The 25,425-nt window shown below is 61.5% G+C and carries 26 protein-coding genes; 6 read left to right on the top strand and 20 right to left on the bottom strand.

Annotated features, from left to right (window positions below; translation table 11 throughout):
• Window positions 1-113: 113 nt before the first annotated feature.
• The 14 genes from IRL76_RS11520 to IRL76_RS11585 all read right to left on the bottom strand — a co-directional run bounded on the left by IRL76_RS11520 (window position 114) and on the right by IRL76_RS11585 (window position 11,915).
• Window positions 114-584 carry an A24 family peptidase gene (locus IRL76_RS11520; RefSeq protein ID WP_200981471.1) on the bottom strand — a complete coding sequence of 157 codons (471 nt, stop codon included), beginning with the start codon at window positions 582-584 and terminating at the stop codon, window positions 114-116.
• Window positions 569-1,252, bottom strand: a complete 684-nt coding sequence (locus IRL76_RS11525) for a tetratricopeptide repeat protein (protein WP_200981472.1) — start codon at window positions 1,250-1,252, stop codon at window positions 569-571. Before IRL76_RS11525 ends, IRL76_RS11520 begins: the two co-directional genes overlap by 16 nt.
• A gap of 2 nt (window positions 1,253-1,254) precedes the next feature.
• Entirely contained in the window at window positions 1,255-2,220 is a 966-nt protein-coding gene (locus tag IRL76_RS11530; RefSeq protein WP_200981473.1) for a type II secretion system F family protein, read from the bottom strand.
• 1 nt (window position 2,221) lies between these two features.
• On the bottom strand, window positions 2,222-3,226 hold the full coding sequence (locus IRL76_RS11535; protein WP_200981474.1) for a type II secretion system F family protein: 1,005 nt from the start codon (window positions 3,224-3,226) through the stop codon (window positions 2,222-2,224).
• On the bottom strand, window positions 3,226-4,611 hold the full coding sequence (locus IRL76_RS11540) for a TadA family conjugal transfer-associated ATPase (RefSeq protein WP_246449743.1): 1,386 nt from the start codon (window positions 4,609-4,611) through the stop codon (window positions 3,226-3,228). Before IRL76_RS11540 ends, IRL76_RS11535 begins: the two co-directional genes overlap by 1 nt.
• Entirely contained in the window at window positions 4,608-5,807 is a 1,200-nt protein-coding gene (locus IRL76_RS11545) for a CpaE/TadZ family protein (RefSeq protein WP_246450090.1), read from the bottom strand. The genes IRL76_RS11540 and IRL76_RS11545 overlap by 4 nt, the downstream gene beginning before the upstream one ends.
• A 148-nt stretch (window positions 5,808-5,955) precedes the next feature.
• On the bottom strand, window positions 5,956-6,579 hold the full coding sequence (locus IRL76_RS11550) for a TadE/TadG family type IV pilus assembly protein (protein WP_200981476.1): 624 nt from the start codon (window positions 6,577-6,579) through the stop codon (window positions 5,956-5,958).
• The gene (locus IRL76_RS11555) at window positions 6,576-7,064 is read right to left on the bottom strand and encodes a TadE/TadG family type IV pilus assembly protein (protein ID WP_200981477.1); all 489 of its coding nucleotides are present in this window, start codon (window positions 7,062-7,064) and stop codon (window positions 6,576-6,578) included. The genes IRL76_RS11550 and IRL76_RS11555 overlap by 4 nt, the downstream gene beginning before the upstream one ends.
• Before the next feature lie 5 nt (window positions 7,065-7,069).
• Complete coding sequence (locus tag IRL76_RS11560; RefSeq protein WP_200981478.1) at window positions 7,070-8,752, bottom strand: TadE/TadG family type IV pilus assembly protein; 1,683 nt, start codon at window positions 8,750-8,752, stop codon at window positions 7,070-7,072.
• A gap of 18 nt (window positions 8,753-8,770) precedes the next feature.
• Complete coding sequence (locus tag IRL76_RS11565; RefSeq protein ID WP_200981479.1) at window positions 8,771-9,049, bottom strand: hypothetical protein; 279 nt, start codon at window positions 9,047-9,049, stop codon at window positions 8,771-8,773.
• Window positions 9,039-10,490 (bottom strand): type II and III secretion system protein family protein, encoded by a 1,452-nt coding sequence (locus IRL76_RS11570; protein WP_246449746.1) that lies wholly within the window; start codon window positions 10,488-10,490, stop codon window positions 9,039-9,041. The genes IRL76_RS11565 and IRL76_RS11570 overlap by 11 nt, the downstream gene beginning before the upstream one ends.
• The gene (gene cpaB / locus IRL76_RS11575) at window positions 10,480-11,382 is read right to left on the bottom strand and encodes a Flp pilus assembly protein CpaB (protein ID WP_200981480.1); all 903 of its coding nucleotides are present in this window, start codon (window positions 11,380-11,382) and stop codon (window positions 10,480-10,482) included. The genes IRL76_RS11570 and cpaB overlap by 11 nt, the downstream gene beginning before the upstream one ends.
• 86 nt (window positions 11,383-11,468) lie before the next feature.
• Window positions 11,469-11,669: a Flp family type IVb pilin gene (locus IRL76_RS11580; protein WP_200981481.1), complete on the bottom strand. Its 201-nt coding sequence runs from the start codon at window positions 11,667-11,669 to the stop codon at window positions 11,469-11,471.
• A 45-nt stretch (window positions 11,670-11,714) separates the two neighbouring features.
• On the bottom strand, window positions 11,715-11,915 hold the full coding sequence (locus tag IRL76_RS11585; RefSeq protein WP_200981482.1) for a Flp family type IVb pilin: 201 nt from the start codon (window positions 11,913-11,915) through the stop codon (window positions 11,715-11,717).
• 438 nt (window positions 11,916-12,353) lie between these two features.
• Between IRL76_RS11585 and IRL76_RS11590 the strand changes: the two genes are divergently transcribed.
• Window positions 12,354-13,139, top strand: coding sequence for a DUF2569 domain-containing protein (locus tag IRL76_RS11590; RefSeq protein WP_200981483.1), 786 nt, complete (start codon window positions 12,354-12,356; stop codon window positions 13,137-13,139).
• 90 nt (window positions 13,140-13,229) lie between these two features.
• Window positions 13,230-13,865, top strand: a complete 636-nt coding sequence (locus IRL76_RS11595; RefSeq protein WP_200981484.1) for a hypothetical protein — start codon at window positions 13,230-13,232, stop codon at window positions 13,863-13,865.
• A gap of 7 nt (window positions 13,866-13,872) precedes the next feature.
• Here IRL76_RS11595 and IRL76_RS11600 read toward each other — a convergent pair whose 3' ends face one another.
• Both IRL76_RS11600 and IRL76_RS11605 read right to left on the bottom strand, forming a co-directional pair.
• On the bottom strand, window positions 13,873-14,532 hold the full coding sequence (locus IRL76_RS11600) for a M23 family metallopeptidase (protein WP_246449747.1): 660 nt from the start codon (window positions 14,530-14,532) through the stop codon (window positions 13,873-13,875).
• A 107-nt stretch (window positions 14,533-14,639) separates the two neighbouring features.
• Entirely contained in the window at window positions 14,640-15,335 is a 696-nt protein-coding gene (locus tag IRL76_RS11605; RefSeq protein ID WP_200981485.1) for a helix-turn-helix domain-containing protein, read from the bottom strand.
• 208 nt (window positions 15,336-15,543) lie between these two features.
• Here IRL76_RS11605 and IRL76_RS11610 point away from each other — a divergent pair, with 208 nt between their 5' ends.
• The 3 genes from IRL76_RS11610 (at window position 15,544) to groL (ending at window position 19,085) form a co-directional block, all read left to right on the top strand.
• Entirely contained in the window at window positions 15,544-16,944 is a 1,401-nt protein-coding gene (locus IRL76_RS11610) for an MATE family efflux transporter (protein ID WP_200981486.1), read from the top strand.
• Between the two features lie 159 nt (window positions 16,945-17,103).
• Window positions 17,104-17,391 (top strand): co-chaperone GroES, encoded by a 288-nt coding sequence (gene groES / locus IRL76_RS11615; RefSeq protein ID WP_200981487.1) that lies wholly within the window; start codon window positions 17,104-17,106, stop codon window positions 17,389-17,391.
• Between the two features lie 56 nt (window positions 17,392-17,447).
• Window positions 17,448-19,085 carry a chaperonin GroEL gene (gene groL / locus IRL76_RS11620; RefSeq protein WP_200981488.1) on the top strand — a complete coding sequence of 546 codons (1,638 nt, stop codon included), beginning with the start codon at window positions 17,448-17,450 and terminating at the stop codon, window positions 19,083-19,085.
• Between the two features lie 75 nt (window positions 19,086-19,160).
• Here groL and IRL76_RS11625 read toward each other — a convergent pair whose 3' ends face one another.
• Window positions 19,161-19,859 carry a winged helix-turn-helix transcriptional regulator gene (locus tag IRL76_RS11625; protein WP_200981489.1) on the bottom strand — a complete coding sequence of 233 codons (699 nt, stop codon included), beginning with the start codon at window positions 19,857-19,859 and terminating at the stop codon, window positions 19,161-19,163.
• Between the two features lie 178 nt (window positions 19,860-20,037).
• On the opposite strand from IRL76_RS11625, the gene IRL76_RS11630 reads away from it, so the two are divergent.
• Window positions 20,038-20,265, top strand: a complete 228-nt coding sequence (locus IRL76_RS11630) for a tautomerase family protein (RefSeq protein ID WP_200981490.1) — start codon at window positions 20,038-20,040, stop codon at window positions 20,263-20,265.
• Between the two features lie 75 nt (window positions 20,266-20,340).
• Here IRL76_RS11630 and IRL76_RS11635 read toward each other — a convergent pair whose 3' ends face one another.
• The 3 genes from IRL76_RS11635 to IRL76_RS11645 form a co-directional block, all read right to left on the bottom strand.
• Window positions 20,341-22,653, bottom strand: a complete 2,313-nt coding sequence (locus IRL76_RS11635; protein WP_200981491.1) for a DUF305 domain-containing protein — start codon at window positions 22,651-22,653, stop codon at window positions 20,341-20,343.
• 98 nt (window positions 22,654-22,751) lie between these two features.
• Entirely contained in the window at window positions 22,752-24,038 is a 1,287-nt protein-coding gene (locus tag IRL76_RS11640; protein ID WP_200981492.1) for an acyl-CoA dehydrogenase family protein, read from the bottom strand.
• Window positions 24,038-25,399: a phosphotransferase family protein gene (locus IRL76_RS11645; protein WP_200981493.1), complete on the bottom strand. Its 1,362-nt coding sequence runs from the start codon at window positions 25,397-25,399 to the stop codon at window positions 24,038-24,040. The genes IRL76_RS11640 and IRL76_RS11645 overlap by 1 nt, the downstream gene beginning before the upstream one ends.
• Window positions 25,400-25,425 lie beyond the last annotated feature (26 nt).

Here is a 25,425-nt window from a genome sequence, read left to right on the forward strand (position 1 = left end):
TGTTTTCATGAGATAGTTTGGTTTGAAACCGTTTCTACGGATCGCCCCAAAACGGAACGGCCCCCGAATGCGGTAACCATTCGGGGGCCCTAGAAGGAATTCCGTCGGGAGAATCAGAATATAAGGCTGTTAGAATCCGACAGGAAGGCGGCGATGAAGCCGCAACAAATCGGGAGGCCGTAGGGCAGCGTCCAGCTGCGCTTCTTACCGTCCGTCATGATCTTGAGACCGCGATAGTAGATCATCAGGACAATCATGAGGAGGAAACCCGCCAGTACCACCCAGCCGAACATGAACCAGGCGCGGTCCAGAGGCACAGCGAGTGCCGCGGCGGTATAGAACTTCGCATCGCCTGCCCCGATCGCCTTCAGGGCGAACAAACCTACTCCGATCGCCAGAGCGATTCCGGCATGGATAGCGGCAGATCCAAGCAGTTCGAGGCCCCCTGACGCTACCGTCGTGGTGATGGCGCATACCGCAAGAATTCCGACCAGCCAGTTAGGAATGCGACGCGTTCGGACATCCCAGACCGCCCCGACCACTGCCGTGGCCAAGGCCGCCCAGAGCGCTATTTCTGCAACCATTTGCCGAACACGACCTCGAATTGTTTGGAGACTTTTTGCGTATCGACCGCGGCCACTTCGGTAACCTTGGGCTCGACCTTCTCGACGACCGGCGAAGCAGCTGCCTGTCGCGAGCTTACCTGCATGGTCGGGGCAGCCGCGGGCTCGGTTGTCGTGATGCGAAACTCGCCGTGGGAAACTCGGTGAACTTCGGAAGTGCGATCTTCACGAGCGGCAAGTTCGCTACTGGGCACGGATTCGGTCGATGCAAGCTGCTCTGTTACTCGAGCCTGCTTGGCGAGCATCATATTCCCCTGCAGCCGCAGTAGGTTCGCTACATATTTTGGCTCATTCGGATCGAGAGAGGCCGCCGTACGAAAATAACGCTCGGCAAGATCTGCGCGACCGAGACGAGCATACGAAACCGCCAGTCCATTGTTGGCGGCGGCAGCACTCGCCTTGTCGAGACGGGCGAGCTGGAACGAGGCGACTGCCTTTGAGATGTTCCCATCTCTCAGGTAGCGGCGACCTTCTTCCAGCACGACCGGACCATCAAGTTCAGGATTAGCGGCCAGGCGCTTGTCTCCGTCTCGGTTGAACGACCATCCGGCGAGTGGCGAGGATTGGCAACCTGACACCGTGACGGCGGCAAGAACCACCATTCCCGTCGCAAATATGGATTTCGACATCTTCAACCTCCCAAGGCAGGCACAATAACACGGACGATCTGGACGACACCCGGCAGCATCAGCACGCCGATCATCGTCGGAAGCATGCAGAACACAAGCGGGATCGAGATGAGCACCGGCAAGCGGTGAGCCTTCTCTTCTGCACGCAAGCGACGCTTCTCGCGCATCTCCGTCGAGTAGACGCGCAAAGTGTCGGCAACGCTCGTACCCAGCTTGTCCGATTGGATAAGCAGTGTCGCAAAGCTCTTGATTTCGGTGACGCCGCTTTTTTCGCCCATCCGGCGCAGCGCCTCTTCACGGCGGGCACCGGCGCGTAGCTGCAAGGTTACTTCAAGAAGCATGTTGGCGACCAAGGGATGCGAGTGCACCATTTCGCGCCCTACGCGGTCCATCGCCGCTTCTAGACCGAGGCCTGCTTCCACGCAAACTAGCATAAGGTCGAGGCAATCCGGGAACCCGTTGGTGATTTCTTCCCGTCTGCGGTCCGCCTTAGCCGTAACCAGCAAGTTGGGTACGTAGAGGCCGGCGACTGCCAGACCCATACCGTAGAGATATGATTTGACCGCAGATATTTCGCCACCGCCGCCAAATCGTTGCGCGACAAAGAACAGCAGGGGCAACAGGATAACCAATGCGAACCGCGTCAGGGTGAAGACCTTCGGCGCAGACGGCGAAGTATAACCGGCGGCAGTGAGCTTGTCGCGCAGGACGTCGCCCTTGGTATCGGCCAAGCTGAGCCCTGCCCGTTCAACACGATCGGCGAGATCAGACCATGCGCTGGTACGGCGATCCTGGAGTGACTCCCTCTTGACCGCCCCGCCACCCGCGATCTGCTGGATATTGTGACGCGCCTGGATCCGCCGCGATGACAACCTGCCGAAAGTCACAACAGCGAAAATGACCAACGCGAAGATCAGCGCCAGAAGCGATATACGGGCAATCGGATTGGTGATCAGGAAATTGATCATGCTAGACCTTCAAATTGACCATGTTCTTGATCCAGAAAACGCCGACGAAGAACCAGGCGACCATCAACGGGAAGCCAATGTAGAAAATCGGATCGGTCGAGACGTCGAGATAGAACTTCGGGTTCGACGTGAAGAGGATCAGGAAAGCGATCACCGGGAGCGCTGTGAGCAGCCATCCCGTCATGCGCCCTTCGGAACTCAGTGCGCGTACCTTCAGGTACAAGGTAGCGCGCTCGCGGATGACCTTGGAAAGCGCTTCAAGAATCTCGGCGAGATTACCGCCCGTTTCATTTTGTACCGAAAGCGAGACAACGAACATGCGGATGTCGTCAAGGTCCCAGCGCTCGGCCATATCCTCGAGCGCTTCATGCAAGTCTGCACCATAGGAAATCTCGTCCGAGATCAGGCCGAATTCGGTGCCGATCGGATCGTTCATCTCTTGGGTCAGCAGGTCGATCGCCGACGAGACCGGGTGTCCAGAACGGAGCGCACGGACGAAAATGTCGAGAGCAACGGGGAACTGTTCCTGCATCACCTTGCGGCGGCGCTGGGCGAGGAAGCTGACCACGAGCATCGGCAGCCCGATTGCGCCCGCCGCAGCGAAGGCGAGGATGATCTGGATGACGCCGAGTGTCAGGGAATAGCCGTAGGACACTGCCATGGTGGTCACGACAAGCATGAGTGCGGCGAACAGCACCACCATCCCAAGTGATATCTGGGCAAAGCCGAATGGCACTGCAGCCATCATGAGGTCACGGCGGAAATTGTTTATCGGTTTGCTCAGCAAGCCGATGTTGACCGGGTTGCCGATAGGATCATGTTTGCGCAGCGCGCCCAGGATTTCTTCGCGTTTCTGACCCTTGGCAATCAGCTTCAGTCGCTTGTTGACCGCGCCGGCGTGGGCACGTCCCGCAAGACCTATCCGCAAGGCCACCTGAGACATCAGGAAGATGGACGCAAATATGGCGACCAGGATCAGGACACGGGTGGCGTCTCCGGTCAGCATCAGACTTTACCTAGATCGAGGTTGGGCCGGAATAGATCAGCGGGCAGATCTATGCCGTGCTCGGCGGCCGTTTCCAGGAACTTAGGGCGGATGCCGGTGGCTTCATGCCGACCGAGGACCTCGCCGTTCTCTCCGCGGCCTTCCATCTTGAAGCGGAAGATTTCCTGCATCGTGATGGTTTGGCCTTCCATGCCCACCAGTTCGGAAACGCTGAGCAGGCGGCGCCTGCCATCTGCCTGGCGCCCGATCTGGACCACCACATTGATGGCCGATGCGATCTGCGCACGGGCCGCAGTCGGCGAGATGTCGATACCGCTCATGCCGACCATCTGCTCGACGCGAGAGAGGGAATCGCGCGCGGTATTGGCGTGGACCGTGGTCATCGAGCCATCGTGGCCGGTGTTCATTGCCTGCAGCATGTCGAAGGCTTCACCAGCGCGGACTTCGCCCACGATGATTCGGTCTGGGCGCATGCGCAGGGCATTCTTTACGAGATCGCGCTGATTGACTTCGCCGCGGCCTTCGATGTTGGCCGGGCGCGTTTCGAGACGGGCAACGTGTTCCTGCTGCAACTGGAGTTCTGCCGAGTCCTCGATCGTGACGATGCGCTCACGCCCGTCGATGTAGGACGACAGGGCGTTGAGCAGCGTCGTCTTGCCCGAGCCGGTACCGCCGGAAATCAGGACGTTGCGGCGCGACCGCACGATGGCTGCAAGAACCTCGGCGACGGCGGCCGGGATACTGCCCAGCTCGACCAGCTTTTCCATGCCGATCCGCTTCTTGGCAAACTTACGAATGGAGAGCAGCGAGCCGTCGATCGCCAGCGGGGCGACGATGGCATTAACGCGACTGCCATCTGCGAGACGTGCATCGACGAATGGCGAGGATTCATCGACGCGGCGACCAACCGCGCTGACGATTTTCTGGATGATGCGCAGCAAGTGCTTTTCATCCTGGAAGCGGGTCGTGGCGCGTTCGAGCAGGCCGAAGCGTTCGACGAAAACATCACGGTGCCCGTTGACGAGAATGTCGGTGATGGACTCGTCGGCCAGCAAGGGTTCGAGCGGTCCTAGGCCGAGGAGCTCGTCGAGTACTTCGCCCACGAGGCGCTTGCGCTCGCTTGCGTTGAGCGCGGCGTCCTCTTCGACAAGGAGGCCCAGGACGATGTCGCCAACTTCCTCTTCGATCTGCTCGCGCGACATGCGGTCGAGCAGGCTGAGGTTGATGCGATCCAGAAGCTTGCGGTGGATGGAAGTCTTCAGCGCGAGGAGCTTGTCGAGTTCTTCATCGACCTCAAACATCGGCACGGGCTGAGCGGCATGGGCATCGCTGCCGACAATATCGGCGTTCTCGCTCTTCCCTCCGCCTATGAACTGCCATTTCATCGGTGCGCACCTTCCACGGCTGCGGCGATCGTTTCCGCAAGCCCGTCCAAATCGCTGACGAAGGCGCTTTTGCGCTTGATCGACCGGGCAAGGACACCCTGGTCCTGCGCCGAAGCAAGGGTGGCGCTGTCGAGCGCAATTCCGGCAGTCACAGGTCGCCCGAGAGCCTTTTCGACGTCGCCGAGGCTGATCGCGCTGAAAAGCTTGCGCTCGGTCTTGTTGACCACGATCGAGATCAGGCGATGGTCGAGCCCGAGATTCTTGAACAGATCAAGTCGTCGCCGCGCCTGCCGCAGGCTGGCCAGCGTCTGTTCGACGACCATGACGACACTATCGGCTTTCGACAGGACGTTCAGCGTCCAGTTGGTCAGGTTCGACGGGAGATCGAGCACGACGTAATCGTATTCGTTTCGCGCGATTTCCAGGATCCGCGCAAGATCTTCGGCCTTAACGGCTTCGATAGGAATAATCTCTCCAGGTGCAGCGATTACGGAAACGCCGCTGGCGTGTCGCTCGGCAACAGACTGCATCAACGATGCGTCGATCCGCTTGCCCGCTTCGAGCAGGTCACTGAGCGTACGGCGGGGTGTGATACCAAGCACTTCGGCCAACCTGCCCGACTGGATGTCGAGGTCGAAGATGCAAACGCGCGGCCGCGCATCGTCATCGGCGAGAGATGCGGCCAGGTGACTGGCGATCGTCGTGGCGCCCGAGCCGCCAACCGCGCGGGTAACCGCAATGACCGGCGCCAGCTCGACTTCCTGTTCGGCAGGGTGCCCTTTTGTCTCGAGGACCGCGACGACGGTCTGGAGAATTTCTTCGGCCGCAAAGGGCAGTTCCACCACGTCGGCCACGCCTTCGCGAACGAGTGTGCGAACCAGCTTGAGATCGACGTTCTTCATGGCGACGATCTGGGGCATGCCAGGACGGATCGCGTGGAGCTTGCGGATCCGCTCCATGCTGCGAGGAACTGTCGGATCCACTTCGAAGACGATGATGCCAGAGGTATTGACCTCGGCTTCTGGGATGGTGTCACCCGGATCGACCGCAATGAAATTCGCGTCTGAAATCCAGTTGGCCCCTGCCGACGCCTTCAGGGAGTCGATGTACTCGCCGGACGCGACGACCGTAATGGGCGCAGTAAGCTGCAACTCCAGTTCCTTCCCGCGGTCGAGTATGTATTCACCATGGCCCATATCGATCACCAGATAACACCTTCAATACTTGTTGCGCGAGGCGCAGTCCCTCCCTGTCGAAAAACGAGACAACCCGAACCTTGTCGCTCTTTGCGGCAACTTTGGCCCGATAATTCCAGAGAATTCATAAGGATGCAGAGTACGAACATCAGTTGAAATTCGTCCCCTGACCATCTTCCATCGTCAAAGTATATGCAAAATCGGGAAAACCTACAGTGCTCCCGAACAGCAAATATGACCGGAAAGTCTGATTGAGCAGGCGCACGGTTACAAAGGGCGCGATGTCCATTCCGGTAGGATTGCCTGCATAGCCCAGCCCGGACCCAGAGTAATCGATTGCGATATCTGCCAGTGCCACCCTCGGGTAAATGTTCTTCACACGGCCCGCGACGCGATTGAAGGAAGTGGTATCGAGCGTCAGCGTCCCGTCGAGACAGGTCCCGCTGACGCAAGTGCAACCGGTCGAGCGGCAGGTGATCTTTCCGAACGCGCTAGCGGGAATGCGATCCCCCTGATTGATAAGGACCCCCCCAACGGTTCTTCCAGTATAAGTATATGTCGCAAGCTCGGTCACGAGTGGATCGGTTACCACTGCGGCACGCGCGCCGACCTGGGATGCCTTTTCGCCTTGGTTGAACAGGTAGGCATACCGCCCTGCATCGATGATCGCGATGACGAAGAGGATGAAGATGGGCAGGATCAGAGCGAACTCCGCCGCGCCTGCGCCCCTCTGATCGCGCCAGAAGGCCTTGAAGAAACGAACCAACCTCATATGCCCATCACCGCGGCTTGCTGGGTGGCGTAGAGTTCGTAGGAATTGGTCAGGAAACCGAGGCCGTGGAACAGCGAGGGGAAATTCACCCGCGCGCTGACCGTGACGACCGGCGCATTCGGTTCGTCCCGATAGATGCCCGTCCGCAATGCGGTCGTCGGGCAATTGACGGCCACGGTCACATTCGAATTTACCCAGCCGAAGACCCGGGTCGTGCCACCCGAGGGTTGGCCAGTCCTGGTTACTTCCTTGATCGCCGTTTCGGTTGCGCTGGGGAGCGTGTATCCTGCCGTGCAATTGATATCGACGAAGCTCTGGCGCGCAGCGAAGCGCGCCCCGTCGCGCACACCCTTCACCACCTGGTGCTGGTTGTAGAAATAGTAGCCCATCTCGACGGCTCCGAAGACCATCAGAATCAGAAGTGGCAGCAGCAGCGCCATTTCGCCGGCAGCCGCACCGCGCTCGCAACGGACAAAGGCGCGCATGATGCTCACCTGATCAGGTACGGGACATCGCGGCGGATGACCGTCCCTGCAGTTTCGCCACGCGAACCCGAGGCCGTCTTGCCGATGATTTCGGCGTAGATCTCGTCCTTCTGGGTGTAGTTGGCGTTGCCTGGTCGGCTACGGTTGAGCGAAGGTTCGACCAGGAACACGTCCATGAACTCCACAACCGGTACCGACCGCGAATTGCCTTTCACGTCGAGCGCCTTGCAATTGATGACCGCGACGGACAGGCGGCGACGGTCGGCCACCGTTGAAGTCGGCACGACGCCCGCTCCGAAGCCCTTGCGAGGACTGCACTGCGGCGTTCCGTATGCCGAGTTCGAATTGGGGCCGCCAAGCACTCTGACACCATCGACTACGGTTCCGCGCTTCTCAATTTCCCAGAGGTAGACTTCGTAGCGCGTCGGGAAACGGCAGCGGGCCGGTGTGCCACTGCAACCGCTTAGTGTAAGACCCGTGTTGGTCTGCCATTCGGCTTCCGACCAATAGCCGGTTAGGCCGTCCTCGGTGCGCCGGTAGTGCGTCGCGAAATAGGCGTTGCGATCCCAAAATCCGTCGCCGACCGGCCCGGTGCAGGCCTTGGTGTTCATCGCATGGCAGACATCGCGCGGATGACCCATCGATGTCGGGATGTTCGCTGCACTTGAGAGATCGAGAGCATTGTTCGAGCCCGGGAGGTACTTCGTTCCCGTTGTCTCGTGCCAGCCGTTGTTGTGGTCCTTGCACGAGTTCGTGTCAGTAAAGACATCAGTGTGCACGACGTCCTTCTGGACGTTGATCGACGCGGGGCAATTGCCGCCGGTCGGGCAGGACACGTCGCCATTGTAGATGTCGAAGCGCGTATTCATGGAATCACTGACGTCGGTCTTGTTACCGGTGTCGGTATCCACCGCGTCGTTCGCGGATTTCGATACGCATTCACCCGGAGGCGTATCCCAGCCCAGCGCCTTGCGCAGGTCCGGCGTACCGCCGCCCGTACCGGGGATCGTATCGAGGAAGCCGAAATTGCCTGGCGCCCATGAACCGCCGCCGCCCGACGCCCCGCCTTTGAGGAAGAGGCCCATGCCGCGGTAATTGTCGGCGTTGAATGGGAGGCTCTTGTCGGTGTTGGTGGTGGGCTCACTGGGGTTGCAGATCATCAAGGGCGGAGTGCGACACAGGGCAGCGCCGATCCCGGCGACTGCTTCGCCCGACAAAGTGTTTTCGAACCATCCGACGACCGGAGTGAGCGCGTATTTGGCCTTGCGGTCCTCCACCTTCACGCGAATGAAATTCGCCTTGGCGTCCGACGCTGCAAGTGTTGTGTCCAACCGGTTGGTATCGGCTTCGGCCTGGGCCAGCGTCTCGTAAAAGAACACGCCTGTGCCGGCCACCGGGATGTCGACGGTCATCGTGTCACCGTCGTTTCCGAACACCGTCAGGTTTGTAACGAGGCCATTGCGTGCAACGGCGATCGCTCGATTGATGGAACCGGTGGTCTGGTCGAGCTGCGTTGCACCTGCGAGTGCAGCCTGGTCAGCAGCATTCTGGAGTTCGGTGTCGAGCGCCGCCATGCGAGCGTAATCGAAACCTATGCCCGCAGCCCCTACAAGCGCAGGGAGCATAAGCGCGTAGAGGGCGGCACTCGCGCCGCTCTCGTCACTCCAGAACTTCCCCAACCAGGTCATACATGCCTCACATCACGCTCAGTTTGGGCCCGAACCCTCGGTCGTGCTTATGGTCTCGGGCTGCTTCACGGCATCCTTGCGATACCGTTCGACAGCCTGCGCGGCGTGATCGCCACTTGTTACCATATCGTCTTCGTAAACGGGATCGGGATTGACGACCTGCGCCATCATAGTCTGGCGATTGGCTTCACCAAAAGCAGCATCGCCCGGACGGTCGAAAACCGCATTGTCCGCGCACGCTGCTGCAAGCGGCAGTACCGAGATCGCAAGGGTGAAACGAAGAACCTTAGTAGTCATAGTCTTCACCCTCCTTGACGACCACGGGTGCCTTGGGCGCTGCAAGTTCGCTCGCCGGCACCGGATCGTATGCTTCGCCCGACAGGATTGTCTTGAGCGCATCCGGATCATGCACGCGGTCTGTGGGCAGCTTTACCTGCGAAGGCTTGATCGGCTTCACCAGCCGCGGCGTAACCACGATCAGCAGTTCGGTTTCACCCTTCTGGAACTGGGTCGAGCGGAACAGCGCACCCAGGATAGGGATGTTACCAAGCAATGGGACCTGGTTGACCGTGGTTTTGAAATCTTGCTGCAGCAGGCCCGCAATCGCGAAACTTTCACCATCGCGAAGTTCGAGCGTGGTCGACGCGCGACGGGTCTGCAAGCCAGGAATGCTGATACCATTAAGCTGGATCGAAGCCGCGGGATCGATCGAACTGACTTCGGGCTCAACAATCATGTTGATGACGCCATCACCTAGCACGGTCGGCGTAAAGCCGAGACTGACACCAAACGGCTTGAACTCGATCGAGATGCCGTTGTTGCCGCCGTTACCGGCGCCGCCGCCACCTCCGCCGCCGCTTTGGACGACGGGAATGGGAAATTCACCGCCTGCAAGGAAAGAGGCCCTTTCGCCTGACAAGGCGACGAGCGTCGGTTCGGCCAGGGTTTTGGCGAAACCCTTGTCCTCAAGGGCGTTGAGGTAGCCGTTGAAATCAATTCCGAGTGCGCTGAACGCACCGCCGATCACACCGAAGCTGTCCTGGATTGCAGAGAAGCGAAGGACATCGACCGGATTGGTGAGCGTTCCGGGTGTAAGACCGGCGCCCGGACCGCTAACCGAACCGAAATCACCGCCCCGGTCGATACCGAAACCGCGCACGCCGACATCTTCACCGATCGAGCGGTTGACCTCGGCAAACTTGACCTCGAGCATGACCTGCTGGCTGCTGCCCAGGCTGATCATGTTGACGACGTTCTCGCCGGCATAGGTCCTCGCAAGCAGGACTGCGCGATCGATTGCACCGGGATCATTGGCAAGGCCGGTCAGGACCAGCGCATTGCCCGAGATATGTGCGTCGATCTGGCTACCCGGGATCAACTGCGAGACCTGGGTGCGGAACGCTTCCGAATCCGGGCCCACCGAAATATCCATAACGGAGAGCACACGGCCACGCGCATCATAGAGCGTCAGGCTGGTGGTTCCCATGCCCTTGCCCAGCACGTACAGCGAATTCTCGGTAAGAGCGACGATATCGGCAATCTCGGCATTGCCGATCAGCGCTTTGGCAATCGCCCGGTCGGCTGTGACCACCTGGCTTTTGTTAAGTGGGATTTCCAACGTTCCGGCATGGATGCCCCCGCCGGCATATTGCTGCGCCTGCGCAGGAACCGAAGCGATGAGAGCGAGGGGTAGGGCTGCGGCGCAAAGCGCGCGTCCGATGAAAGTCTTAGTTGCCACGGTTCACCTCCTGGCGAGCACCCTCGGTGCCGCGGTAAATTACCATCGACGGGCCGCCGTAACTGGGAACGAAGGTCGTCGTTCCCGAAGCAGCAGGGCCGCTCGGAGCGCGGTAGGGAGCGGCGCGCGGCGCCGGGGTGCCACCTCCACCACCCCCGGTACTGCGCTGCGAATAGCGGATCGCACCACCGGGAAGATCGCGGGTCGTGACGACGCGGGTGGCACCGACAGTCTGGTTCTCGACGTTGCGCAGCGCCAGGCTCAGGCGACCGCTCTCGACAGCGAGGGTCAGCTTCTGGGCATTGTCCTGGTCGACCAGCAGGGTCGCCATCTTGAGCTCCTGAGGTTCTGTGCTGCTTTCCGATGCGCGGCGGTCAATCGCGATGACCTGGACGTTCTCGAGAATCACCGAAGTCATCTTCTCGTCGTTGCCGCCGGGAATGGTACGCGTCATGAGCACGTCGACCGCATCGCCCGGAGTGACGAAACCGGCGACGCCGGCCACTTCGTTCACGGGGATGGTGACGGCTCGCATGTCGTCGGGAATGTTTTCCGAAAGGATCGCGCGTTCGGAGATGCGCGACTGGAGAATGGGTTCGCCCTGGGCGATCGGACGGATCGCAACGTCGCGGCCGGCAAAGCGGGCCATATCGGTGAAAGCTCCGGCCGGAACTGATTGGGCCGGCCAGTTCACCAGGCGGACATTGTCGGGCGTGAGCGGGGATCCGAAGTCGAGGTCCTGCGACGCCACAGCGATGCGAACCAGTTGCTGTTCCTCAGCAACGCGTTCCTGCTGTTCTTCGACACCGGAGAAATAGGCATTGGCGAGATAGACAGCGATAAGCCCCAGGACCACTGCCACGCCGATGATGATCAAATTGCGCCGTTCCATCGCGCATCCCCCTCAAGCTGCCCCTTCAAACGCAGTATACCGGCCCTTCCCGCAATCAGGGAAGGGCCGGTAACCTTACTGGCTAATTAGCCGCAGACGCCGCCAGCATTGACAGTACGCGACGAGGTAATGCAGTTGCCGGCCGTGCTCATCGCACCCGAAATCGAGGTGGCGAGGAAGCGAGCGCCGAGGATGATTGCAATACCGACCATGACGAGGATCAGGGCGTATTCGGCAGCCGAAGCGCCCGATTCGTCAGCAACGAAGTTCTTGATGAAGTTGGTCATGATTCAAATCCTTGTGTGAAGTTCGAAAAAACCGATTGGCAGTGATCAGCCGCAAACGCCGCCAGCGTTAACGGTGCGCGAGCTGGTGATGCAGTCGCCGGCCGTGCTCATCGCACCCGAAATCGAGGTGGCGAGGAAGCGCGCGCCGAGAATGATCGCAATGCCGACCATCACAAGGATGAGAGCGTATTCGGCAGCCGAAGCGCCGGATTCGTCAGCGACGAAGTTCTTGATGAAGTTGGTCATGATACAAATACCCTAGTCCAAGCGGGGACGTGTCCCCCTCATTTCACAAAAGGCTCCGGCATCTATTTCCGGCTTGCCCTTGTCCGTGCGGGTATTTCTGGAACCGGCGCGACCGTTTTCTATTTTTAACCGACGGTTACGCCGGTCCAAGAAACGCCTGTTCCCTCACGGAACGATTAAATCATCACCAACAGTGTAACCTACGTCAACGTTTCGGTAACCCATTTAATTTTTCTCCGAAAAACAGTGATTTATGGAAAAATGCGTTGCCAGTGTTGGTTAATTGCAACGATTCTGATTTGGCTACTGGCTGCACCATAACCCTCGGGAATCCGTGGGATTCTGCGAGTCAAACCGCGAGTCACTGCAGTTGCCGCAAAGGAAACCAAAATCGCCGATTGGTGTTGAATGGTCGAAATGGTATCAAAACGGCACAGATTGCAGTTCATTGCGCGCGCTTCGCGCAGCTTCGATCGCAAGACCCGTGTCCTCGTCAGCAAGCTCCGCCCCACCATCGAAAGCGCAATCCCCTGGTGGATCGTAACTTGGCTTGTCCTGTCGGCATGGAAGGTGTCCGGCGCCCTGGGTGAGGGGCCCTCGGGATCTGATGTTGCTTACACCGTGCTTCCCTATCTGCTCATCGCCCTCGCCCCTGTCGTAGCCCTGCGGTTGGCCGAGAGCGCTTTTACTGACCGATCCACGGCGTGGACACCGCGCACGCGCCTCGCCCGAATCGGTCGCTGGCGCGATGTCGCGGTGGAGACCGCCCGCGAGCACCGCCTGTTCGGGCCGGTTGGATTTCTCGCCTCGCTCACGATCGGCATGCTGCTCAACGTCGTATTGCGCAGCGGCGAGTTCCTCCTGGCAGTGCCCGCCATAGGTACCGCAGCACCAGACTGGGCCCGCGCCCTGTTCCTTTCCATGGCGTTCGAGACCATGGCGATGAACTTCCTCTACATGGTCTGCTTCGTCATGGCCCTGCGCGCGGTCCCCGCTTTCCCGCGCATGCTGGTGGCAACGTGGATTGTCGACCTTGCCTTCCAGCTGCGTACCGCGACCATAGTCGGTTCACACGAAGCGCTTCCACCCGACGTCGCGATCGCTCTGACCGGAGTATTGCAGGGCAATGTCCAGAAGGTCTGCATCAGCATCTTCATCTGGCTGCCTTATCTCCTTCTGTCGAAGCGGGTGAACCTGACCTACCGTCATCGCCTCGCGCGCTGAGCCCCGCTCTACCCCGCCTGCCCCCTCGCCTGCCCGATGGGCTTATGCTAGACGGCAGCTTGCGAAGAAGCTGGAGGGCAGCGGGAAGTCATGGTGCTCACGCACGGACGCAAGCGGTTGATTTTGAGCGGTGCTGCCGTGCTGGCAGCGCTTGCCGTCAGCCTGCCTCTCCTTCCGCGCCTGCAGACAATTGCCGCCCCGTATACCGGCGTGATGCGCGTCGTGCTCCCCACCTATACCAGGATTACCCTGCCGGGTGTCGGCGAAGGGGACGTGGTAGATACGACACTCGCCGATCCCCAAGCCATCGAGGATACGGCGGCCCTTGCCGTGGAGGAGGCCAGCCTTGCACCGCAAGCCGACGCAGGGTCCCGCCCGACCGTGCTGCCCAAGATCGCGCCGGGGAACATCATCCCGGTCAAGTTCGATATCGAGAGCCCGGGCCTTGGCGACGAGGTGGTGGGCGGCGACGAGATCGTCGTGCGCAAGAGCGTCCGGCTCGGCTCGCGCGACCTTGGCAAACTGCCGATCCATGTCGATTCGCGCTCGCGCCTGCTGATCCGGCCAAGTGACCTAAGGTCGGTCCTCGCGAACGCAGGACAGGAAGACAAATTTCGCGAAGGTTCGGGCTCCAACGAGCTGCGCACGCTTGGCGATCTGCGCAAGGACGGTGTCGACCTGCGCTATGACCCTACCAGCGACAGCGTGGTCCTGACGATCGGCTGAGCGCGCCTTAGCGCGAGGAAAACGGATTTGTCGGCTGGCCGGAAACGCGCGTCTCGTAATGGAGATGCGGCCCGGTCGATCGACCCGTCGACCCGACGTAGCCGATCACCTGCCCCTTCACGACGGCCTGTCCGGGCCTGACTGCAATGGCCGACAGGTGCGCGTAACGCGTCTCGACCGAGCCGCCGTGAGCAATCGATACGAGAATACCGTAGCCGCCCGCCCAGCCGGCGCGCGAAATCTGGCCCGAGCCCGTCGCGGTGACCGGTGATCCGTAAGGTGCGGCAAGGTCGACCCCAGCATGGAACCGCGTCCCGCCCAATGTCGGATGGTAGCGCATCCCGAAGCCGCTGGTGAGGCGGGCCCCCGACATGGGCAGTCCGCCGGGCATGCCGCCGATGATCTTGCCCGGTAATGTCTTCGGCACAGGCTCGATGTCACGTCCGGCGAGGTCGACGGCGCGACCGAAGTGGATCACCGGAGCCCCGGCCTCATCTTCGAGCGAAAGGTCTCCGTAATCCTCGAGAAGTTCGTCGGCCTGCATATTGGCAATGCTCGCCGCAGCAACATTTACAGCGACGTCGCCATCGCCATCGGCCTGCGCGCCGGTTGCCGCAAAAGCGACACCGGCAGCCATGACCAGCAATGAGATTCGCGTTGCCGACACCCCAGGCCCTCCCCGAGTCTTGGCTGCGACATATCACGCGAGCGACGGTTACGCGAATCGCAACCGCATGGAGTGCCGCAATGGCACTGTCACACCAATCGCTCGATCTAATTGAAATCGATGGAAATAGAGACCTGTCCAGGATCGATTCCTGCGGCTTGCGCGATCATGCGCCGCGCTTCGGCCACCGTCATGGCCAAGGTCGCATTGCTGGCGGCACGGGAAACCGACACGCCTCTGCCCGATCCCCGCTCGCCGTATAGCAATTCGGCTTCGGCCACCCCGAAAACATCGGAAATCCGTATGATCGCGTCGTGTCGCGGGCGTGATTTGCCCGTCTCCCACTTCCACAAGGTCGGCTTGGTTACACCGACGAGGCTCGCCAACTCCTCCATCGTGTGTGGCGAGTCCATGCGCAGTCGGCGAAGCCGGTCGCCGAGCGTTTCAGTACCGCTCTCCACGGCACCCACCTCCGGCAAGTCGCGCGGCGGATGGGCGCGCAGCAGGTTCGCACCCAGTTCCGCCCGTGAAAGCGATTGTTCGAACCGGCAACCGTAAAGACGCCCTGTGTGCCACATGATCCGTGCCCAATGCTCTTCACCATCGGCAAGCACGACTGCGACCGGTTCGTCGAGATCGAGCGATGCGCTGGTACTCATCAGGAGGCCGCTTGCCGACAGGTCGAGGATTTCGACCCCGCTTGACCCGTCACCCTGCGCCGCGCTGGCGGTCAGGAAAATCCGCCGCCGCTCCTCGCTGCGGCCATCCGCGACGCTGGCCTTGTCCTCGATGCGACCCTTCATTCCCGAATCCTCTGAACGCGGCTTTCCTACACCGCCCTTGACACACGATCGTGCGCATCCACCGGTTAAGGACCGGTATCCTCCGGTTTCCATTTGAGGGCAGCCCCCGTGTCGTGTGACCCGATAGCCGCGCCGTTCGGCCAATCGCTCGGGTTGCGACCATGCAAGCTTTTTCCCGCTCGCACCTTCGCCTATCCGGGCCGGCTGCATGACGCACGACCACGCCCTGAAACCCCTGCCTATCGGCAGTGACGGCTGGCGCGACGAGATCCGCGCGACCTTCAGGCTCGCCTGGCCGCTGGCGCTTGCCAACCTGCTGCAGATGCTCGTGCATGCGGTCGACGTGATCTTCGTAGCGCGCCTGGGGGAACGCGAGCTGGCAGCTTCGGCATTGGGCATTTCCGTCTTCGGCCTCACCATGTGGGCTTTCACCGGACTTGTCGGCATGGTCGCGGCGCTGATTGCCGAGGAGCTGGGCCGCCGCCGCCATTCGGTGCGCGAAGTGCGCCGATCGGTCCGCATGGGCCTGTGGCTGGCGGTCGCCACCGGCCTCGTCGGGATGGGCATCTGCCTGCTTGGCGAGCGGTTGATGATCGCGACCGGTCAGGAGCCGCAGATTGCCGCACAAACCGACATGTTCCTTCAGGTCATCATGTTCGCGATGATCCCCATGATCGGATCGGCAGTGCTGCGCAGTTTCGTTTCCGCTTTGGGCCGGCCGGTCTTCGCAACAGCGATAACCGGAGTTGCCCTCATCGCCAGCCTGATCGGCAACTACGCTTTTGTCTTCGGTCATTTCGGCGCCCCGGCGATGGGGCTGAAGGGCTCGGCGCTGGCCAGCGTGGTCACTGCCTTGGTCCAGTTCTCGAGTTACGTGGTCGCGGTCCACTGGGACCGGCGCCTGCGGCGCTATCGTATCTTCGGCAATTGGTGGCGGCCAGAATGGGACCGGCTGCGCGAGCTGGTCCGGCTGGGCAGCCCGGTCATGGTCATCATCATCGCCGAGGCGGGCCTGTTCAGCGCGGCCGCACTGCTGATGGGACGGATCGGCGCGTCCGAGCTTGCGGGCCACACGGTTGCATTGCAGGTCGCCGCGCTCGCCTTCCAGATACCCTTCGGTATCGGCCAGGCGGCGACCATCCGCGTCGGCTATCACTATGGCGCGCGCGACAGGGTTGCCATGGGACGCGCCGGCTGGGTCGGTATCGTAATGGGTGGCGGGTTCATGTGTACGACGGCCGCGGCGATGATCCTCGCACCGCTCACCCTGCTGCGGATTTACGTCGATCCCGCGGCACCGCAGAACGCGGCCATGGTCGGCTTCGCCGTGCAATACATGGTCGTCGCCGCCGCCTTCCAGCTTTTCGACGGCGTGCAGGCCGTGGCCGCAGGTTCGCTTCGCGGGCTGCAGGACACGCGCATGCCGATGCTGATCGCGGTCTTCAGCTACTGGGTCCCGGGGCTTGGCATTTCGCTATGGCTCGGCTTCTACACACCGCTCGAGGGGACCGGCGTGTGGATCGGGCTTGCCACGGGCCTCGTCTTCGCGGCGAGCCTCCTGACCTGGCGCTGGGCACGGCGCGACAGGCTGGGACTTACGGCGACCTGAGCCGACCCACGCCAGCCACGCCTCACCCCGCCTCCGGCAACTTTTTTCCGTTCCGACCCGTTGACTCGGCGAAGCGCCGCTCCCAAATGCGCCGCGCTGGCACTCTCACCCAGTGAGTGCCAATCATCGTTTCACACTCTTAGAAGAGAGGTCATCATCATGGCATTTCGTCCGCTGCACGACCGCGTTCTGGTCCGTCGCATCGAAGCCGAAGAAAAGACCGCCGGCGGGATCATCATTCCCGACAGCGCCAAGGAAAAGCCGAGCGAAGGCGAAGTCGTCGCTGTCGGTTCTGGCGCCCGTAGCGAAAACGGCACCGTCACCCCTTGCGACGTCAAGGCCGGCGACCGCGTGCTGTTCGGCAAGTGGTCCGGCACCGAAGTGAAGATCGACGGCGAAGACCTGCTGATCATGAAGGAAAGCGACATCATGGGGATCATCGGCTGATAGCCCCCTCACGAATGTACTTCCTCAACTAACACCGAATTCCAGGAGAAACACCAATGGCAGCCAAGGACGTAAAGTTCGGCCGCGACGCGCGCGAAGGCATCCTGCGCGGCGTCGACACCCTCGCCAATGCCGTCAAGGTCACGCTGGGCCCCAAGGGCCGCAACGTCGTGATCGACAAGAGCTTCGGCGCACCCCGCATCACCAAGGACGGCGTCACCGTCGCCAAGGAAATCGAACTGAAGGACAAGTTCGAGAACATGGGCGCGCAGATGATCAAGGAAGTCGCCAGCAAGGCGAACGACACTGCGGGTGACGGCACCACCACCGCCACCGTTCTGGCCCAGGCCATCGTCAACGAAGGCATGAAGTCGGTTGCCGCCGGCATGAACCCGATGGACCTCAAGCGCGGCATCGACCTCGCTGTCGAGAAGGTCGTCGAGAACCTCAAGAGCCGCTCGAAGGACGTCGCCGGGTCGAGCGAAATCGCCCAGGTCGGCATCATTTCCGCCAATGGCGACCGTGAAGTCGGCGAGAAGATCGCCGAAGCCATGGAAAAGGTCGGCAAGGAAGGCGTGATCACCGTGGAAGAGGCCAAGGGTCTCGAATTCGAACTCGATGTCGTCGAAGGCATGCAGTTCGACCGCGGCTACCTCTCGCCCTACTTCATCACCAATCCGGAGAAGATGACGGTCGAACTCGAGAACCCGTACATCCTCATCCACGAGAAGAAGCTGTCGAACCTCCAGGCGATGCTGCCGGTGCTCGAAGCCGCGGTCCAGTCGGGCCGTCCGCTGCTGATCATCGCGGAAGACATCGAAGGCGAAGCGCTGGCCACCCTCGTGGTCAACAAGCTGCGCGGTGGCCTCAAGGTCGCGGCAGTGAAGGCACCGGGCTTCGGCGATCGCCGCAAGGCCATGCTGCAGGACATCGCCATCCTGACCAAGGGCGAGATGATCAGCGAAGACCTCGGCATCAAGCTCGAGAACGTCACGCTGAACATGCTCGGCCAGGCCAAGAAGGTCACCATCGACAAGGATAACACGACCATCGTCGACGGTGCCGGTGAAGCGGACGACATCAAGGCCCGCGTCGGCGAAATCCGCACCCAGATCGACAACACCTCGAGCGATTACGACCGCGAGAAGCTCCAGGAGCGTCTCGCCAAGCTCGCCGGCGGCGTTGCCGTGATCAAGGTCGGCGGTGCGACCGAAGTCGAGGTGAAGGAACGCAAGGACCGCGTCGACGACGCGCTGCACGCAACCCGCGCAGCCGTTGAAGAAGGCATCGTCCCGGGCGGCGGTACCGCCCTGCTCTACGCGACCAAGGCGCTTGACGGCCTGACCGGCGCGAACGACGACCAGACCCGCGGCATCGACATCATCCGTCGTGCCATCCAGGCTCCGGTTCGCCAGATCGCGACCAACGCCGGCCACGACGGTGCGGTCATCTCGGGCAAGCTGATGGACGCCAATGACGATTCGCTCGGCTTCAACGCCGCGACCGACACCTACGAGAACCTCGTGGCTGCCGGCGTCATCGACCCGACCAAGGTCGTCCGCACCGCGCTGCAGGACGCAGCTTCGGTTGCCGGCCTGCTGATCACCACCGAAGCAGCCATCACCGAAAAGCCGGAAGACAAGCCGGCCCCGGCGATGCCCGACATGGGTGGCATGGGCGGCATGGGCTTCTAAGCCCGTCCAACCTACCGGACAAAGGGAAGGCCCGGCGGAGCGATCCGCCGGGCCTTTTTTGATATCTGCGAAGTTCTATGCCGCCAGCCGGGCGGGTAGCGGAGCCCGATCAGCTTCGGCAAAGATGCTCGGCTTGAGCCAGTTCCTGAGGTTGCGGACGAGCGAAGGCTCGCCTTCGATCAGAAGGTCACCGGCATCCATCGCCTCGCGATAGGTCCGATCACCCATCCACACATCGTGCATCGTACGCAGGGTGCAGGTAACGTAGACGCTGACATCGCGGCCCGGATCGGAAATGCAGGTGTCCACCCCGTCCTGTTTTACCAGAAGCCACCAGTTCTGCTGTTCGGTCAGGTCACGGAACTTGAATTGGATGATGCTTTCCTTGCCGGGAATCATCGCGGGATCGATGCTCCGTTCGAGGTAGAGCATCAGCAATTCGACATCGAGGTCCGCGTCGACAACATTGTGACGCGCCCATAGCAGCCCCCATTCACCGAGGTTCACGATCAGCGGAAGCAAGGCTTCACAGGCAGGTGTGGGGAAGTATTCATAACCACGCTGTCCCGGAATTTTCCGGCGCACCAGCATGCCTTCCTGCTCCAGGAACTTCAGTCGCGCGGTCAGCAATGCTGGCGAAATGTCGCCCAGGCCGCGCTGGATCTGGTTGAACCTCCGGCCCCCGCAGAGCAGCTCGCGCACGATCAGGATCGTCCAGCGTTCTCCAAGGATTTCAACGGCTTTGGATATGGGACAGAACTGTCCGTACTGCATGCGTGCTCTCCCGTAGCGTCCACATGCGACCCTGCTTATTTCCGGAACTGTAGCAGCTTTCTTCAGAATTTGTAGCACGCAGCTTCATTCGCTGAACTCAACTGAGCGCCAGCTTGCGGGCAAAAGCATTCCTGTCGCCGGGGCAGTTCCCGGCCAAACCAACCAGAAGGAAATGCACATGCCTCTCGTAACCATCGACGTAATTAAGAACGTTTTCACCGCCGAGCAGAAGCAGGAGATCATCAGCAAGGTCACCGAGACCATGGTGTCGATCGAAGGCGAAGCCCTGCGCCCGGTCACCTGGGTCCGGATCATGGAAGTCGAACAGGGCGACTGGGGAATTGGCGGCCAGTTGCTCAAGGCGGCCGACGTCCAGGCAATGGCCCGACAGCCTGAACCGGCCTGATTATGGCGTAAACGAAGTGGGCCCGACGGAGCGATCCGCCGGGCCCATCTTGTTGCCTCATTGCTGTCGGGGCGGTCAGCCGCCCTTACGGCTTGCCTCGGCTGCGGCGACCAGTTCCGCGGGCCAAGAGACCTGGGTCTGGGTCTGCGGGTTGAAGATATCGCCCGGATAGATCGCGCCTTCCGCAGCGGCGATTTCCTCCTTGGTCAGATACTCGCCCGGTTCGAGAGCGAACACGTCGATTCCGCGGGCGATCTCGGTCGCGTAGATGCGTCCCTTGTACCAGTATGCCGACCAGTAACCGCCCAGTACCATCTGGTCTGCCGCGATCGGGCCACGGTCGAAATAGGCGATCTCGTGGATGTTGGCGGGATCGGTGAAGTCGATCACGCTGATGCCGCCCTGGTACCAGGCCTGGACGAAGATGTCGCGCCCCGGCACCGGGATGATCGAGCCGTTGTGTGCGACGCAGTTCTCCTTGTCGCTCTGCGGCGCAGGCAGTTTGTAGGTGCCGCGATAGACCAGCTTGCCGTTCTCGATGCCGTAGAAGGCGTCGGCGCCCCAGTTGGTGGGGTCGCCAGCCTGGCAACGCGGACGGCCACCACCGCCCCATTCGTCGGTGAAGAGGACCTTGGTCCCGTCATTGTTGAACGTCGCCGAGTGCCAGTAGGCAAAGCCCTTGTCGGTCACATCATCGATACGCTTCGGCTTCAACGGATCTGACACGTCGAGGATGATACCGTTGCCCGAACAGGCGCCTGCCGCCAGCTTTTTGCCGGGGAAGACAGTGATGTCGTGGCACTGGTTGGTTTCGTTGGTATCCTGCGTACCCTCGCCATGGTCGCCGCCACGCCACAGGCCCGCGATCTGCCCGCCAGTGGCGAAGACGCGGGGGCGGTCGACAATGCGCGCCGCTGCAGGATTGCCAACCGGCACCTCGATCACGTCGATCGAGAACAGCGCGGTGTTGTCGCCCGGCAGGTCGGTGCAGCTCGACAATTCCTCGGTCCGGCGCACACCGCCGGTTCCTGAGGCATAGATCACCAGTCGCTTGTCGTCCGTGCTGACGATCGAATGCGTGTGGCTGCCGCGGCAGGTCTGCACCTGGCCCACTTGGCGCGGAGCCGCCGGGTCGGAAATGTCGAAGATGCGAAGGCCACGGAACCGTTCGGCGGTCGCGCGCTGCATGTTGCCTTGCAGACCACAATCGACACGACCACGGCCTTCTTCAACGCTCATGATGAGAAGCTTGCCCGCGATCGAGACATCGCCCTGACCGCCCGGACAAACAACCGAGCTGACGAGCCCCGGAATGCCGTCAGTACCCAGCCGGTAGATATTGAAGCCGTGGTAATTGCCCGCGACCAGCATGTCGCCGGAAAACGCCATGTCGGTGTTGGCGAAATCCAGCATCGAACCGCGATCGACCAGCTTGGGCTTCTCGGGTTCCTTCTCGTCCTCGGCGAGGGCCATGGGATCGTTGGGATCGACCGCCTTATCTTCTTTCTTCTCGGCAGGCTTGGCGTCCTTAGTCCCCTTGGCCTCAGCTTCCTTCTCTTCCTTGGACTTGGCGGCCGGAAGTGCGAGGCCGGCGGGATTGGTGGGATCGTAGAAGCCGGCAGGCTTTTCAAGGCTGGCGAGCTTCTTCAGTCCCTTGATAGCTTCGCCGCCATCGCGAAAACCGGCCTTGAGGGTCGCGCGCGGATCCGCAGACAGGGTGGCAAGCCGTTTATTCATGCGGGTGATTTCGGCCTTCTGGTCGCTTACCACGTCGCCGGTGAACTGGTTCATTTCGGGGTCCGAAGCCGTGCCATACCAGTTAAGCAGGTTCTCGGTCATATCGACCGCGCCGCGGTGGTGCGCGATCATCAGCTGGAGAAACATGCGATCGAACGCCACACCCTCAGAGGCAGCCAAGGCAGCCATCTGCGCCGGTGTCGCCATGCCCTCCATGACGACCATGCCCTTGCCTGCCGACGGCATGTCGTGGCCCATATGGGAATGGTCCATCGGTGCGTCCTTGCCCATGCCGGGCGCTTCGGTCGTCTCGCCGCGGCTGGTGAGCCACTCGGTCATGAACTTCATTTCATCGGCCTGACTCGCATTGATGCGACGGGCGATACGGCGAATGTCGGGATTGGTCGTCCGTGCCTCTACCAGCGCGGTCATTTCGGTCGCCTGGCGGTGGTGGACGATCATGTGCTGCATGTATGCGACGTCGCCAGGCGAATATCGCATGTCGGCCAGCTTGATCGCTTCCGCCGGGGTCAGGGCTTTGACCGGCTCGCCCGGAGCACCCGGCTGAACGATGGGCACGCTCTCCGCAAGCGCAACGCTGGAAGTCGTAAGCAGAAGGCTGGCGGCAAGCGCCCGCAGCGAGTTTGTCATTATGTCAGTCCCCAAAGTTGAAATCGGATTAGGCTGTCATCGTGGTCCCTGCGTCAAGCAGTCGTTCTGCGAACGACTTGTGACGGACCACCAATGGCTTAGCCATACTTGCCGCGCTTGGGCCCCAGGTAGCCGAACAGGTATGCCCCGACCTTGCGCATCTGGATTTCCTCCGCGCCCTCGGTGATCCGGTAGCGGCGGTGATGGCGGTAGATATGCTCGAACGGCTTGTGCCGCGAATAGCCGATCCCGCCGTGCACCTGCATCGCCCGGTCGGCCGCCTGACAGACCAGTCGGTTGGCGTAGTAGTTGCACATGCTGACCTTGTCGGAGATCGTCTTCTCGATCATCTCGTGCGGCATGTTGTCCATTTCCCAGGCAGTTTTGTAGATAAGCAGGCGCAGCATCTCGCACTGGGTGGCAAGTTCCACCAGTGGGAACTGGATTGCCTGGTTGCGCGCCAGTTCCTCGCCGAAGGGCTTGCGTTCGCGTGCGTAGCGGACGCTCTCCTCGACACAGTAAGTTGCCGCACCAAGGCTCGATGCGGCCTGACGGATGCGGTTCTGGTGGACGAAGCTTTGGGCGAGCGCGAGACCACGCCCCTCGACGCCAAGGATGGCGCTGTCGGGGACCCAGACATTGTTGACCGACAGCCGTGGGTGGTCAGTCGGCATGTTGAAAGTCCACATCCACTCCTCGATTTCCAGACCGGGAGTGGGATTGGGCACGAGGAAGCAGGTTATGCCGCTGGCATCGCCGTCCTTGCCGCTGGTGCGGGCGAACATTGCGCAATGCGTCGCTACGTGCATGCCGGTGATCCACATCTTCTCGCCGTCGATGCGCCAGCCGTCGACACCGTCACGCGTTTCGCGCACGGCCTTGGTCTCCATGAAGGTGGCGTCCGAACCATGGTGTGGCTCCGTCAGGCCGAAGGCGACGCGCCGCGTCCCTTCAAAGCCGCCGAGGATGAATTCCTGCTTCTGTTCCTCGGTCCCGAAGGTCTCGAACATGGCCACGAAGGGGAAGTTGCCGACGATCGAGTGTTCATTCTGCAAGTCGTTGTGAAGCCCGAGGCCGCGCGCGGCAAAGCGATCGCGGATGACTGCCATCCACAGGTTCGAGCCGTCCTTGCCTCCGTACCTTTTCGGTGCCGAGAAACGCCAGTGACCGGCCTCGTCCGCTGCCTTGCGGGCCTGGCGCAGCAGGTCTTCCCACTCGTGGCGCGGCAGCCCCCCTTCCTCGAAATTGGTGCGCGCCCACTCGCGGCGATGGTCGAAAAACCGGATGTTGTCATCCTTGGCCACCAGCGGATCGATCTTCTGCTCAATGAAATCGACGAGCTCGGCGTAATAATCCTCGAGATCCTGCGGCACGGTGAAATCCATCAATCCTCTCCTGTCCATTTGCGCCGTGCGACAGCGAGCGCAGGGTATTTGGGCATGTCGACCCCCAGCTTGTCGAGCGTCGTGCGGCGCAAGCGGGCAAGCAATCCGGGTTCCGCAAGCGTGCGTTCGCCCTCGAGCAATGCTCGAGCCAGTTGCTCATCGGTAGCGATGACCTGCGCTGCGTAGTCACGGGCAATGATGCCCAGCGCATTGCGCGCAACGGCATGCTGGAAGCGGTCGTGACCTTCCATGCGATCCTTCACCGTTGCCAGCCACTCGGAGATTGCGGTCGCGAGCTCTCCAGCCGTGGCCTCACCGGTCGGCGGAGGAGGTGGCGACGACGCGGGCAAAGGCTTCGTCCGTTCTTCTTCGGGTGCCTCGCCCTCCAGCAGCAAGAGGAGGTCGAGTTCCTGTTCGCTGGTCCGGCGCGAGATGATCGCTCGCTCGACGGTCCGGTCCGCACCTTCACGCCATGTCCTGCCCATGCGCCAGCAGCCGAGCGCCCACCAACAGGTGCGATAGACGAGCCACCAGTGAAACCTTGCGCGGTCGACTCTGCGACCGCCAGCAGACTCATAAGCTGCAAACCAATCGTCGAGGCTGGCGAGTCCGGCGGCCGGGCGGTCTATTCGCGCAAATCGCCAAACGGTCAGGCAAGCATAGGCGAGATCTTCATGCGGGTCGCCGAGGTGCGCCAATTCCCAGTCAAGGACACCGGTCAATTGGGTGCCGGCGACGAGTACGTTGCCGAGCCGGTAGTCGCCATGGATGAGCGCGGGCTCGGTAGGCCCGGGCAGATTGTCGATCAGCCAGCGCAATGCCAGCGCGACGATCGGTCGATTGCCACCGGCCTCTTCGTACTGAGTGCGAAGGCCGGCCACTCCCTCCGCCGGGTCGAGGGTAGGCAAGCCAGTCGGCAGAGAGCCGGGATCGATGTTGTGAATGCCCGCAAGCTCACGCGCGAGCTGGCCACCCAGCGCACGCCCCTCCGCATCTCCGGAATTATCGCCGAGGATCGTCCGCGGATCGGGGGTTCCAGGAAGCGCACGCATGACAAACCCCGTTCCGAGGCCATCGGCTTCCTCCAGCTCGACCACGATCTCCGGGGCAAGGACGCCGACGGCATGAACTGCCCTGATTGCGGCCGCCTCAATATCGTGACCGATAGCGCGGCCTTCCATCATGGCTGCAGATGGTGCCCGCCTCAGGACGAAATCTTCCCCGCCCGCTGAGAAGCGCCAGCTTTCCATCGTTGCCCCACCCGTCAATCGGGTGAAGCCTGATGGCCGTTCAATTCCGACGCGCGCAAGCGCTCTCTCCAGCCCGCTCTCGATGGCGGCACCGCGTTCCTCGACTCCCATGCAGCCGATGCTTGCAGGGAAACAGT

Origin of the sequence: Qipengyuania soli, from assembly GCF_015529805.1 — a bacterium.
Taxonomy (GTDB): Bacteria; Pseudomonadota; Alphaproteobacteria; order Sphingomonadales; family Sphingomonadaceae; genus Qipengyuania; species Qipengyuania soli.